The sequence below is a fragment of the Brachybacterium kimchii genome, assembly GCF_023373525.1.
Taxonomy (GTDB): domain Bacteria; phylum Actinomycetota; class Actinomycetes; order Actinomycetales; family Dermabacteraceae; genus Brachybacterium; species Brachybacterium kimchii.
The window spans coordinates 2,261,179-2,273,885 of sequence record NZ_CP097218.1; the positions used below are offsets into that span (position 1 = coordinate 2,261,179).

Annotated in this window: 9 protein-coding genes; 7 read left to right on the forward strand and 2 right to left on the reverse strand. The window is 72.0% G+C overall.

Going from position 1 to position 12,707, the window contains the following annotated elements; all coding sequences use genetic code 11:
• The first annotated feature begins 288 nt into the window (after nucleotides 1-288).
• Together M4486_RS10600 and M4486_RS10605 are read left to right on the forward strand one after the other, a co-directional pair.
• Nucleotides 289-1,437, forward strand: a complete 1,149-nt coding sequence (locus M4486_RS10600; protein WP_429798293.1) for a patatin-like phospholipase family protein — start codon at nucleotides 289-291, stop codon at nucleotides 1,435-1,437.
• A 168-nt stretch (nucleotides 1,438-1,605) separates the two neighbouring features.
• Nucleotides 1,606-3,228 carry an amidohydrolase gene (locus tag M4486_RS10605; RefSeq protein ID WP_249477087.1) on the forward strand — a complete coding sequence of 541 codons (1,623 nt, stop codon included), beginning with the start codon at nucleotides 1,606-1,608 and terminating at the stop codon, nucleotides 3,226-3,228.
• A gap of 36 nt (nucleotides 3,229-3,264) precedes the next feature.
• On the opposite strand, the gene M4486_RS10610 is transcribed toward M4486_RS10605, so the two are convergent.
• Complete coding sequence (locus M4486_RS10610; RefSeq protein WP_249477088.1) at nucleotides 3,265-4,776, reverse strand: APC family permease; 1,512 nt, start codon at nucleotides 4,774-4,776, stop codon at nucleotides 3,265-3,267.
• Between the two features lie 331 nt (nucleotides 4,777-5,107).
• Here M4486_RS10610 and M4486_RS10615 point away from each other — a divergent pair, with 331 nt between their 5' ends.
• The 4 genes from M4486_RS10615 (at nucleotide 5,108) to M4486_RS10630 (ending at nucleotide 7,523) form a co-directional block, all read left to right on the forward strand.
• Entirely contained in the window at nucleotides 5,108-5,662 is a 555-nt protein-coding gene (locus M4486_RS10615) for a YdeI/OmpD-associated family protein (RefSeq protein ID WP_249477090.1), read from the forward strand.
• Between the two features lie 178 nt (nucleotides 5,663-5,840).
• Nucleotides 5,841-6,113 carry a hypothetical protein gene (locus M4486_RS10620; protein ID WP_249477092.1) on the forward strand — a complete coding sequence of 91 codons (273 nt, stop codon included), beginning with the start codon at nucleotides 5,841-5,843 and terminating at the stop codon, nucleotides 6,111-6,113.
• Entirely contained in the window at nucleotides 6,110-6,778 is a 669-nt protein-coding gene (locus tag M4486_RS10625) for a hypothetical protein (RefSeq protein ID WP_249477093.1), read from the forward strand. The genes M4486_RS10620 and M4486_RS10625 overlap by 4 nt, the downstream gene beginning before the upstream one ends.
• 76 nt (nucleotides 6,779-6,854) lie before the next feature.
• Nucleotides 6,855-7,523, forward strand: coding sequence for a DUF6526 family protein (locus tag M4486_RS10630; RefSeq protein WP_249477095.1), 669 nt, complete (start codon nucleotides 6,855-6,857; stop codon nucleotides 7,521-7,523).
• A gap of 36 nt (nucleotides 7,524-7,559) precedes the next feature.
• Here M4486_RS10630 and M4486_RS10635 read toward each other — a convergent pair whose 3' ends face one another.
• Entirely contained in the window at nucleotides 7,560-8,975 is a 1,416-nt protein-coding gene (locus tag M4486_RS10635; protein WP_429798343.1) for a DUF3375 domain-containing protein, read from the reverse strand.
• A 653-nt stretch (nucleotides 8,976-9,628) separates the two neighbouring features.
• Between M4486_RS10635 and M4486_RS10640 the strand changes: the two genes are divergently transcribed.
• Complete coding sequence (locus tag M4486_RS10640; RefSeq protein WP_249477099.1) at nucleotides 9,629-12,697, forward strand: glycoside hydrolase family 2 TIM barrel-domain containing protein; 3,069 nt, start codon at nucleotides 9,629-9,631, stop codon at nucleotides 12,695-12,697.
• Nucleotides 12,698-12,707: the final 10 nt, after the last annotated feature.

Here is a 12,707-nt window from a genome sequence, read left to right on the forward strand (position 1 = left end):
CATTCCGCATTCGTGCCCGTACTTTTGCCCTTCAATCGAAGGCGACGACCTCGCAGCCAGGTTCCGCCGTCCAGCGCGGCATACTGGTGTCCACGAGAACCCTGCCAAAAATGCAGCCGTCGGCGAGCACGGTGCCCACGCCCCGCGTGGCACCACCGGTCACGGCGCGCCGAGGGTCTAAGCGTCGCGCTCGCGCCACCAGAACTCGTCAGCTCCACCCGGGACCGCAGTGCGGACTCCACGCCCGGCCCCGTCGGTCCGCGAGAGGCTGTCGCCATGATGAGTTCCATGCCTGCTTCCCCGGAGGCGGATTCCCAGCCCTCCCGCGCCGACCTCGTGCTCGAGGGCGGCGGCGTGAAGGGCATCGCCCTCGCAGGCGCGATCGAGGTGCTCGAGGAGCGCGGGTATCGCTTCGGCCGGGTCGCCGGCTCGTCCGCGGGAGCGATCGCCGGGGCGCTGGTCGCCGCCGACGTGCCCGCCAAAGACCTGGTGGGGCTCCTGCGCGAGATCGACTACGAGAAGTTCTGCGACGGCCCCTGGTGGACGCGTCCGCTGGTGGGCAAGGCGGTCGCGATCCTCGTGCGCAAGGGCGTGCATCACGGGAGGTACGTGGGAACGTGGCTCGCCGACCAGCTGGCCGAGCACGCGCGGCCCGCCGATCCCTCCCGTCCGTTCACCTTCGCCGATCTCCCCTACCAGGACCCCGAGGGCGAGGCGCCCGACCGGCCCGTCGGGAACGGTCGGCCCGTCGGGAACGGTCGGTCCGTCGAGGACGCCGTCGCGGACTCGTCCACCGGCGCCGGCACGGACACCGGCGCGTCCCGCCTGGTCGTCACCGCCTCCGACGTCACGGCGGGGCGGCTGCGGCTGCTGCCCCGCGACTCCGGCAAGTACGGCATGACGGCCGCCGACCTCCCTGTCGCCGAGGCCGTGCGCGCCTCGACCGCGATGCCCTTCTTCTTCCGGCCCGTGCGATGGGCGACCTCGCAGGGGCGGCGCGCATACCTCGTGGACGGCGGGATGCTCTCGAACTTCCCCGTCGGCGTCTTCGATCGGGCCGACGGCGCTCTCCCGCGCTGGCCCACGTTCGGCATCAAGCTCTCGGCCCGTCCGCCGGCCGATCCGGCCCCGGTGAACCGCATCCGCGGCGCCCTTTCGTATGCGCTCGCCCTGCTGGACACCCTCATCGGCGCGCGCGACCGCATGCACATCGACGACCCGCACGTGCAGGCACGCACGATCTTCATCGACACGAGCTTCGTGAAGCCCACCCAGTTCGACCTCTCGGACGAGGACCGCGAGAAGCTCTACCGCACCGGACGGCAGGCCGCGACCGACTTCCTCGACGGGACGGCGACCCGCGAGGGCTGGGACTTCCAGGAGTACGTGTCCCGGTTCCGCACCGGGGCACGGGCCGGGGCCGGAGCCGAGGCGTAGGAAGGGACTAAAGGGGGAAGCATCGGCCGCGCCGCGCAGGACTGCGGCATCAGGGGCGTCGGGCCGGACGGCCCTGGCCCAGCGACCGTCCTGCCCGCACCGATACGGTGGCTCGGCCGACGCGCGCGGCGCGCCGACGCCTCACCCCCGCATCGAAGGAGCCGCAGCGTGCAGACGCTCTACCATTCCGGCCGCATCCTCACCATGGTCGACCGCGACGACGCCCCCGAGGCCGTGCTCGTCGAGGACGGACTGATCACCGGCGTCGGCGCTCTCGCCGACCTCCGCGAGCGCGCCGACGAACCCGCCGAGGTGGACCTCGCAGGCCGCACTCTGATGCCGTCCTTCGTCGACTCCCACGGCCATCTGCTGGCACACGGCCGGCTCGCCGCCCTCGTCGACCTCGAGGGAGCCCGCAGCATCGACGAGGTGGTCGCGGCCTTCCGGGAGCGTCTCGCCGCGCGCGATGCGGGCGACTACTCGCCGCTGATCGGCGCGAAGTACGACCCGACGCAGCTGGCCGAGGGGCGCCACCCCACGCGCGAGGACCTCGACCGCGTCTCCACCGAGGTCCCCGTCCTCGCCATGCACCGCAGCATGCACGTGGGCGCCGCGAACTCCGTCCTCGTCGAGGCCGCAGGGATCACTGCCGAGACCCCCGACCCCGAGGGCGGGCGCTTCGGCCGCCGCGACGACGGCTCCCCCGACGGCTTCGCCGAGGAGCATGCGGCGCTCGGCGCCCTGTTCGCCGCGATCGACCCGGAGGGCGGCGCGGGCAGCATCCTCGGCGGCGGCGACGCGTCGGCCGCCCTGCGTCTGGCCGCGGAGGACTATCTGCGCCACGGCATCACGACCGCCCAGGAGGGCGCCGCCTCGCCCGACGCGGTGACGGACCTGGCCGAGGCTGCACGGGCGGGCGAGCTCCCGCTGGACCTCGTGGTCTACCCGGTCGCGGCCTGGGGCGCCCCGGCGCGCGAGCAGTTCGCGGAGTTCACCGGCGACTACGCGGGGCGTCTGCGCCTGGGCGGGTACAAGCTGATCCTCGACGGCTCCCCGCAGGCGCGCTCGGCGTGGATGAGCGAGCCCTACGACCCGGTCCCGGGCGACGAGCATCCCGGCTGCGCCTATCCCGCCCACTCGGACGAGCAGGTGCTCGCCTGGACCCGCGAGCTCGCGGGCGACGGCGTCCAGCTGATCGCCCATTGCAACGGCGACGCCGCCGCGCAGCAGTGGATCGACACGGTGACGCAGGTGGGCGCCGAGAACCCGACGCTGCTGGCCGAACGCCCGGTGATGATCCACGCCCAGACCGTGCGCGACGACCAGCTCGAGACCATGGCACGGCTCGGCATGATCGCCTCGATCTTCAGCGTCCACACGTACTTCTGGGGCGACGCGCATCTGCGCAACTTCGGACCGCGGCGCGGACGCCGCGTCTCCCCGGCCCGCTCGGCGCTGGACCGCGGCGTGCGCGTCACCCTGCACCAGGACTCCCCCGTCACGCCCCCGGACATGCTGCTGAGCGTGTGGGCGGCCGTGAACCGGATCAGCCGCGAGGGCACGCCCGTCGGCCCCGAGGAGCGCATCTCGACCTGGGAGGCGCTGCGCGCGGTCACGACCGACGCCGCCTACCAGTACGGCGAGGAGCAGACCAAGGGGCAGATCCGCGAGGGGATGCGGGCCGACCTCGTGATCCTCTCGGCCGACCCCCTCGCGACCGACCCGCAGAACCTGCGTGGCATCGAGGTGCTCACCACCGTCAAGGACGGCGAGGTCGTGTACTCGGCGTGAGAGCCGGACGGTGCCGGGCCGACCCGAGCCCGGCACTCACGGCTCGGGGTGAAGGATGACCTCCTCGAGCTCCTCCTCGGGGGCGGCCATCAGCCGTCGGTGGCGGACGGCGAGGAAGAGCGCGCCGAGCACCACCCACACGGCGAGCGCGACGAGCGGCTGGGTGCCCAGGCGCCCCGGCGAGCCCGGGACGAACAGCAGCAGCAGGAAGCCCAGCGACAGCAGCGCGCCCAGCAGAGAGATCGCGCGATAGACGGGGCGGGCACGGCCGAAGGCGTCGTGCTCCCCCGCTCGCGCGGGGTGGGCCAGCTTGAACGCGGCCAGGCACGTGTACCCGTAGGCGATGGTCACGCCCACCGAGGTCATGTCCACGATCCACTGCAGCGCGGAGCGCCCGAAGAACGGCGCCAGCAGGCACAGGGCGCTCGTGAACACGATCGCGACCACGGGCGTGCGGTGCCGGCTCTCGACGCGGCCGAAGAACGCCGGCAGCATCTTCGCCCTGCCCATCGCCATCAGCACGCGCGAGGAGGAGACGGTGAACCCGTTCAGACCCGTCGCGACGCCCATGAGCACCGCGATCACCATGAGGCCCTTGCCGAGCGGGCCCATGATCCCGGCGATCACCTCCGCCGTGGGCCACGCGGCGTCGGGGTGGGTGTCGCCGTTCGGGCCCAGCGCGACGGAGCTCGAGAAGATCATCGCGAGGTAGACCAGGCCCGCCGTGCCGATCGCGGCGAGGATGAGGAACAGCGCCTTGCGGGGCGAGAAGTCGAACTCCCCGGCCGCCTGCGGCACGTTGTCGAAGCCCACGAACGCCCACGGCGCGAAGGCCACCATCACGGCGATCGCCGGCAGCGGCGAGGAGCCCTCCGGGAAGGCCGGGTAGAACGCGAAGCCGTGCTGCATGCCGTGGAGCAGCGCACCCAACAGGATCGCGACGACCGCGATGATCAGCACCACGCAGGCGATGAACTGGAAGCGCCCGGACAGGGCCGTGCCCATCGCGTTCATGAAGCCCGTGGCGACGATCGCGAGGGCCGCGATGATCACCTCGGGCAGGTAGATGTCCCAGCCCGCGACCGTGTACAGGTGCACCTGCTCCATGAGCGAGGGCAGCAGCATGCGGAACACGAGCGCGACGGCCGTCGCGTTCAGGGCGACGATGCACGCGTACGCGAGTGCCAGGAACCAGCCGACCACGAACGCGTGGCGCCGGCCGAACTCCTGCAGCACGAAGGCGAGCTCGCCGCCGGTCACGGGCAGCACGCGGATGATCATCCCGTAGCTGATGCCGATGATGCCGATGAGCACGGCGCCGATCGTGAAGCCCAGGAGCGCGCCGGCGGTGCCGCCGTCCTGCAGCCAGTCCACGGGCAGCATGAACGCGCCCCAGCCCACGGCCGAGCCGAGCGCGATCGCGAACACCCAGGAGGGCTTGAGCGTGGACTGCAGGGAGCGCGTGTTCTCGTCGGCGCCGGCCGGGGCGGGCGCCCCGTCCGCGGAGGAACCGGTGGTCGACGAGGGGGCGGAGGGTCTCTCCGACATGGGAAGCCTTTCGATGGCGACTGATCGGTCGACAGCGTCGTCGCTGCACAGCTTCGTCGCGCGGGCGGAGCCGGGGAGCCATGATGCCACCGGCGGGGAGCGCGCCGTCACGGATGCGGCGTCCGAGGAGCGTCCGTCATCCCACACGTCACCGCTCGCCTCGCACCCGTCCCTGCGACTCGGCCTGGGGGCGCGGCCCCCGCGGGCGGCCCCGGCCCGTGACTCCCGCGCGCGGCCCCGGTGCGCGGAGAGGCCGTACTCTGACCTCGACAGCCTCGACCCCGTCGACTCCGACGGGGCGGCGGAGCCAAGGAGCAGGACGGAGCGGGACATGGCCGGGACCCCCGACGAGACAGCAGAGCCGATCGAGGGCACCGGACGCATCCGCGCCATCGGCGAGCGCCTGATCCTGCCGCTGCCCGCCGAGGCGAGCGCTCGGCTGCGCACGCGCGGACAGAACGCCGTGACCGCCGTACTCGACGGTCATCCCTTCGACCTCGTCGTCGAGCCCGACGGCGCCAAGGGGCATTGGATCAGCCTCGACGAGGAGATGCTCGAGGTGCTGGGCCGGGGCGACGGCGAGGAAGTGTCCTTCGCGCTGACCCCGTCGGCCGCATGGCCCGAGCCGTCGGTGCCCGAGGATCTCGGCGAGGCGCTCGCGGGCGCCGACGACGTCGGCGGGGTCTGGGAGGACATCACGCCCATGGCCCGGTGGGAGTGGGTGCGCTGGGTCGGCGCCACGAAGAACCCCGACACTCGGGCGCGGCGCGTCGAGGTGTCGCTGGACAAGATGCGCAACGGCAAGCGTCGCCCCTGCTGCTTCGACCTCGCCTCGTGCACCGACCCCGAGGTCTCCAAGAGCGGGAAGCTGCTCGGGATCGAGTGAGGTCGCGGGGCGGGGCGGGAGGGAGACGACGGGCCGCTCCTTCTCGACCGCCGTCAGGACGGACGGTGGGGACTTCTCCCCATGGCCGCTCGTCCCGTCTCCGCATACGGTCGGACCCGCCTGGGCATTCGCACCGCTCCGGCCAGGCCCTGGGGACCACCACGACGACGGAGGGGCGATGACATCCCTCGGCGCCGATACCGATCAGCTGCGCGACATCGGCGTGCGCATGCGGCAGGGCATGCTCCGTCTCCGGGAAGTGCGGACCCGGATCATGCGCGACGTCTCCGCCGCCGATCGGCACGGCGCGGACGCCGAGGAGTTCCGCGGGAGGGCCCTCGGCGAGGCGATCCCCGCCATGCAGAAGGCGCAGGATGATCTTCTCCGTCGGTCGGACGACCTCGTGCGCCAGGCACCGGAGCAGACGGCGGCCCGGGAGGCTCGCGCATGAGCCGCGCACAGGTCCTGGGCCGCACACGCGCCACGTTCCGGATGCACTGGCCCTGGTACCTCCGACTCCTGCCGCTCGTGCTGGTCCTCGCGATCGATGGTCTGATCCTTCTCGCCGGGGACCGGCTCGCCGCGGTGATCTCGTTCGTCCTCCTGTTCCTTCTCGCCGTGGTCCCGATCGCACTCGTGCTGCGCTCCTTCGCCTTCGCGGTCACCGATCGCGCGATCGTGATCGGCCCGTTCCTCCCCGGGTTCCCCCGCACCGTCGTGATGCTCTCCGATGTCGACGTGTCCACGATGCGCACGTGGAGGAATCTGAGCGCCTATCTTCATCAGGCAGGAATCCCCTCTCTGCTCACCCTGGGGAAGATCAACCGGGGAGCGCGCGGCGGGATCTCCTTCGCGGCGACGCGAGCCGGCGCGCTCGAGGGCGAATCCCTGACCGAGGACGAGAGGGTGAAGGCGCGGGGCGGAACCATCGAGATCCTCAGCGCGACCCGGAGCCCCGAGGCGGTGATCGCCGTCATCGCCAGGGCGATGGCAGACGCCGGGATCGCCGGTGAGCAGCAGGTCCTCGCCACGGCCCTGCCGCCGGGAACTCTCTCGCGCGAGCGCGGCGCGCACCTGCGTGAGATCCCCGGGCATCCCCTCCCGCGCGAGCAATGAGCGCGAAGGGAGCTGTCATGGACCTGCTGCGCGAGCCCGCGGATGTCCTGCTGACCGTTGACCCAGGGGCTCGCGCATGAGCCGCGCACAGGTCCTGGGCCGCACACGCGCCACGTTCCGGATGCACTGGCCCTGGTACCTGAAGCTGCTGCCCCTCGCGCTGGTGATCGTCATCTCGGGCTTCGTCCTCCTCACGGGCGACAGGGCTGCTGCGGCGATCTCCTTCGTGCTGCTGCTCCTGCTCGCCGTCCTGCCCATCGCACTCGTGCTGCGCTCCTACGCGTTCTCGGTGACCGACCGCGCGATCGTCATCGGGCCCTTCCTCCCGTTCTTCTCGTGCACCGTGGTGATGCTCTCCGACATCGACCTGGGCACGCTGCGATCGTGGAGCAATCTCGCCGCCTACCTGCACCAGTCCTCGACCCCATGGGCGCTCACGGTGGGACAGATCAACCCGGGATCGCGCTCCGGGATCTCCTTCTTCGCACGGCGCACCGGCGACCTGGAGGGAGATGCCCTCACCGAGAACCAGATGATCAAGGATCTGGGCGGCACCATCGAGATATTGAGCGCGTCCCGACGGCCGACGGCGGTCGTCGGCGTCATCGCTCGCGCTCTGGCGGATGCTGGCATCGCGAACCAGCAGCAGATCCTCGCCACCGCCCTGCCTCCCGGACGACTCACCCGGGAGCGGGGAGCCCACCTGCGCGAGATCCCAGGGCATCCCGTGCCGTTCGGGAGCTGATCCCGTCGTCGGCCCGGCAGCCGGCGGACTCCGGCGTCACTCCACCGGCACGTCGTCCAGGAAGTAGTAGGCGGGGACCTTGGCCGCGTAGTCGTTGCCGTCCAGCTCGCGCCAGCCCACGACCTCCGTCGACCCCTCGCGCTCCTGAGCGAACTGCGTGGCCAGGAACATCAGGCCGATCACGGACGCCAGCCCCTGGCGGGCGGGCTCCTCGCGCAGCACGTCGCCGATCGAGGCCTGCCCGGCGAGCGAGCGCACGCGGTTCACGGAGCCGGTGAGGCCCACAGTGTCGATGTCGTTGGTGCGCACCAGGTCCTGGAGCACCTCGACGCTGAGCGTGGTCGCGTCGTGCACCTCGGCCTCGACGGGCGATCCCGGGTCCGTCGGATCCTTCAGACGGTGCTGGGAGACCGAGGACATCCGCACCCGCGCGACCCGCAGGTCCAGCGAGAACGGGAAGCGCGTGGAGACCTCGTCCTTCTGCGCGAGCGCGAGGCCCTGGGCCTCCTGCAGCAGGTCCAGCAGCACGCGGTGCTGGCGGAAGTCCTGGGAGCGCACGAACCGCGCGAGCGAGCGGTACAGCTCGGTCTTGACGTCGAGCACCTCCTGCGCGGGCTCGTAGAGGTCGCTGAAGACGTTTGCGAGCATCTCGCGGTCGTCGCGCGTGAGGTGCTGGGTGAAGTCGCGCTCGAGCAGACGGTCCACGACGTCCTGCGCCCGACGGGTCTGGGCGGGGTCGTTGAGCATCCGGAAGAAGGCGGTGAAGGTGCGGCCCACCTGGGACTGGCCCAGCAGGTCGTCGCCCGCGAGCAGCTGCTCGAGGATCTCGCCGCGCGAGGCCTCCGGGGAGAGGATCTGCTCGCGCAGATGGAGGTCGACGGCGCGCAGGTCCTCTCGGTACTGCAGGAAGTCGCCCGAGAGCTCGGAGGCGATCTGCAGGATGTCGCGCAGCCGGTCGGCGGAGGTGCCTGCATCGGGCAGCAGCAGCTCCCCCTCGGAGAGGTCCCGGATCTCCTGCTCGATCGCCGCGCGCCGACGCTGCAGGTCCGCGAGCCGCACGTCGCGGTCGGTCTCCGTCTCCTGCGCGAGGCGGTCGAACTGCTGGAGCACCAGCTGCAGGCGCGACTCCGTGGTCGTGGGCCGGTGCTCCTCGAGGGAGGCGATGAACTGGACCGCATCGATCGTCGCCGGGGACGGCTCGAACATCGTCTCCAGGTGCTGCGGGTCGTCGCGCCGGGTCAGGTAGCCCTCGCGTACCCACGAGTCCACGTACTCCGGGGCGGTGCGGCCCTGGCCGTCCTCGTGCAGCAGGTCCAGGTGCGTCTCGACGCGCGCCACGAGATCGCTGCGCCCCAGGCGACGGCTGCCGCCGGGGAAGACCGTCTGCAGGATCGCGAGCACCGCCGGGGCCTTGGTCGCGCTCAGCAGACGCCACGTCGAGAGGCGTCGCAGCTGCTCGTAGGCGTCCTTGCGCGCGGAGACCGTCTGCGGGCGATCGGTCGCGGACCCGAGGAGCGGGGCGGACGCGAGGAGCGGAGCGGACGCGAGGGACGAGGCGGTCGCCGAAGCGTCCTCGGCGAAGGAGCCCGGGGCATCGTCACGGGTCGACGCGGGCTCCGGGTGCTGCGGCTGGGGCTCGGACGTGGTCACGGCCGACGAGTCTACTGGGGAGGGTGGGGACGGCGCGGGGCGGGGCGGACGGAACGGGGTGAGGGGCGCGACGGCGCTGGACGACGTCGCCCGGAGCCCTCGACGCCCCGTGCCACCGAGAAGTGAGAAGTTGCTGTCAAAACCGCCTCTTCACGACGACTTCTCACTTCTCGCGGCTCTGGCGGAGGCGGGGCCTAGGGCGCGCGGGGGCCGGCGCGGCGCGCGGCCGTGAGTGGTACGAAGTCGTTGCCATGGGCGCTCATGGCAACGACTTCGTACCACTCACGCGCCGTGGCGACGACCCCGTGCTGTTTCGGGCGCCTCATGCGCCTCGAGCATCTCTGACACCCCTCACGTGAACGCTCACGAATCTGTAGGCTGGCCCCAGCGCCACCGTCGGCCACCCGCGCCCGGTCCGACGCGAAGACCCCATCTGACCTGGAGGAATCCTCACGATGACCACTGCTGCTCCCGTGACCGCACCGACCGATCGCTGGTGGGAGGCCCTGCCCGCCGGCAGCGGGCGCCTGCGCGGCCGGGCGCACCTGCACTCCGACGCCCCGGAGATCAGTCTCGACGGCACGTGGGACGTGCGCTTCGGGTCCCGCGCCGACGGCTCGGACCTGGGCGACCCGACGACGATCGAGGTGCCGGGCCTGTGGCAGCTGCAGGGACACGGCGCCCCGCAGTACACGAACGTCGTCTACCCGATCCCCGTCGACGTCCCGCACGTGCCCGACGAGAACCCCACGGCCCACTACTCGCGCGAGCTCGCGATGCCCGCCGACTGGGAGCGGCAGCTCACCGAGGGCGCCCGCGCGATCCTGCGCTTCCAGGGCGTGGACTCGGCGGCGAAGGTCTGGATCGACGGGACCGAGGTGGGCGTGACCGCAGGCTCTCGCCTCACCCAGGAGTTCGACGTCACCGACCTGCTGCGCGCGGGCGCCGCCCACCTGCTCGAGGTGCGCGTGGTCCAGTGGAGCGTCAACACGTACCTCGAGGACCAGGACATGTGGTGGGCCTCCGGGATCTTCCGCAGCGTGGACGTGCTGCTGCGACCCGTCGGCGGCATCCACGACCTCGTCACCCGCGTCGACTTCGATCCGTCCACCGGCCGCGGCACGCTCAGCGCCCGTGCGACCGGGATCGACGGCGCGCTGCTCGAGGGCGCTGTGGTGCGCATCCCCGCACTCGACATGGAGGCCCCGGCGGACGGCACCAGCATCGACGTCGGCCCCGTCGACCCCTGGAGCGCCGAGGTGCCCGTCCTCTACGACGCGACGGTGACGGCCGCAGCCGGCGCCGGCGGCGCCGGCGCTGCCGGTCGCGTCGCGGGCGCATCCGGCGGCGCCGCGACCGAGACGGTCTCCCTGCGCGTGGGCTTCCGACGCGTCGAGATCGACGGCGAGATCTTCCGCGTCAACGGCGAGCGCGTCGAGATCCGCGGCGTGAACCGGCACGAGGTCGACCGGCTCGTCGGCCGTACACAGCACCCGGGCAACCAGGATCTCGACGCGGCGCTCATGAAGCAGCACAACATCAACGCGGTGCGCACCTCCCACTACCCGCCCCACCAGCGGTTCCTCGAGGTGTGCGACGAGGTCGGGCTGTACGTGGTCGACGAGGGCGACTTCGAGGCGCACGGCTTCCACGCGGACACCACCGGTGAGGACTCCACGGGCGCCGCGAAGCGACCGGCCGACGACCCGCAGTTCACGGAGTCCCTGCTCGAGCGCACCGACCGCTTCGTGCGCCGGGACCTCAACCACCCGTCGATCGTCATCTGGTCGATCGGGAACGAGGCGTCGACGGGCCGGAACACGACCGCGATGATCCAGCGCGTCCGCGAGGTCGACCCCACGCGTCCGGTCATCTACGAGCAGGACTACCGGGCGCTGGACGCGGACTTCTTCTCGCTCATGTACCCCAGCCACGAGCAGTCCCGCCAGATCGGCGAGCGCGCGCTGGATGCGGAGAACAGGAAGCAGCTGGTCGGCATGCTGCGCCACCTCGGCGTGGATGCGGCCGACGACGCCTTCGACGACGTCCCGGCGCTCACCAAGCCGTTCCTGTGGATCGAGTTCGCGCACGCGATGGGCAACGGCGCCGGCTCCCTGAAGGAGTACTTCGATCTGGTCCACGAGTACCCGGCGATCCAGGGCGGCTTCATCTGGGAGTGGATCGACCACGCCCTGGCCACGACCGACGCGGAGGGCCGCGCGATCGACGGCTACGGCGGCGACTTCGGCGAGCGCCTGCACGACGCGAACTTCGTGGCCGACGGCCTCGTGCTGCCCGACCGCACCCCCTCCCCCGCGCTGCTCGACGCCAAGCACCACTTCTCTCCCGTCGGGCTCGAGATCCTCGAGGGGGCGGGGGGCGACGGATCCGGCGCCTGCGCGGCGCGGATGACGAATCGCTACGCGTTCCGCAACCTCGACCATCTGCGCGCGGAGGTCTCGCTCGATGCGCAGGAGACCTGGCAGGAGCTCGCGCTGCCGGACCTCGCGCCCGGGGCGTCGGCCGATGTGCCCCTGCCTGAGGGCGACGGGCCCACGCTGACCGTGCGCCTGCTGACCCGCAAGGAGGAGGGGCCGGTCCCGGCGGGTCACCTCGTGGTCGCCGCCGACCATGTGGATCGCGACGCGCTCTCCGCGCAGCAGGAGGGCCTGGGCGAGCTCGTCGCGCCGATCCCTCCGGATGCGGCCGTGGGCCGTGACAGCTGGCGCGTGGGCCCGGCAGTCCTCGACGACCTGGGCCGCCTGGTGAAGGTCGGCTCGGTCGACGTCTCTCACGCGGGCGTCGACCTGTACCGGGCTCCCGTGGACAACGAGCGCGCCTTCACGTCCGTGGCGCTCGAGACGCGGTGGAAGCGGATCGGTCTGGACGTGGCCCGGCTGCGACTGGTCTCGGCCGATGTCGAGGGCGATGTGCTCGTGCTCCGCAAGCGTCTGGGTCTGGACGGGTCCAGCCTGGGCGCCGACGTCACCGAACGCTGGTCCAGCGACGGCGAGCGCGTCGCGGTGCAGGTGGACGTGGAGCCCTCGGCCCATTGGCCGGAGGACCTGCCGCTGCCCCGCGTGGGCTGGACGTTCGCGGTCCCCGATGACCTCGACGATGTCCAGTACACGGGCTACGGGCCGCACGAGTCCTACCCGGACACCGGCGGCGGCACGACCTTCGCGACCTACCGCTCCTCCGTCACCGACCTCCAGACCCGCTACGTGATGCCGCAGGAGAACGGCAACCGCGCGGGCGTGGTGCGCGCGGCGGTGCGAGGCGATGGGCACGAGGTGGACGTCGTCGCCCCCGAGGGCCTGGGACTGGCGGTGCGCCCGTGGTCGACGGCCGAGCTCGACGCGAAGGCCCACGACGGAGCCCTCGAATCCGACAGCCTCACCTGGGTGACGCTGTCCGCGGCGCTGCACGGCGTGGGCTCCGCGGCCTGCGGCCCCGAGCCGCTGCCGCAGTACGTGCTGGGCGCCGCCCCCGTGAGCTTCCGATTCGAGCTCGCCGCGCGCTGACCCGTCCGCG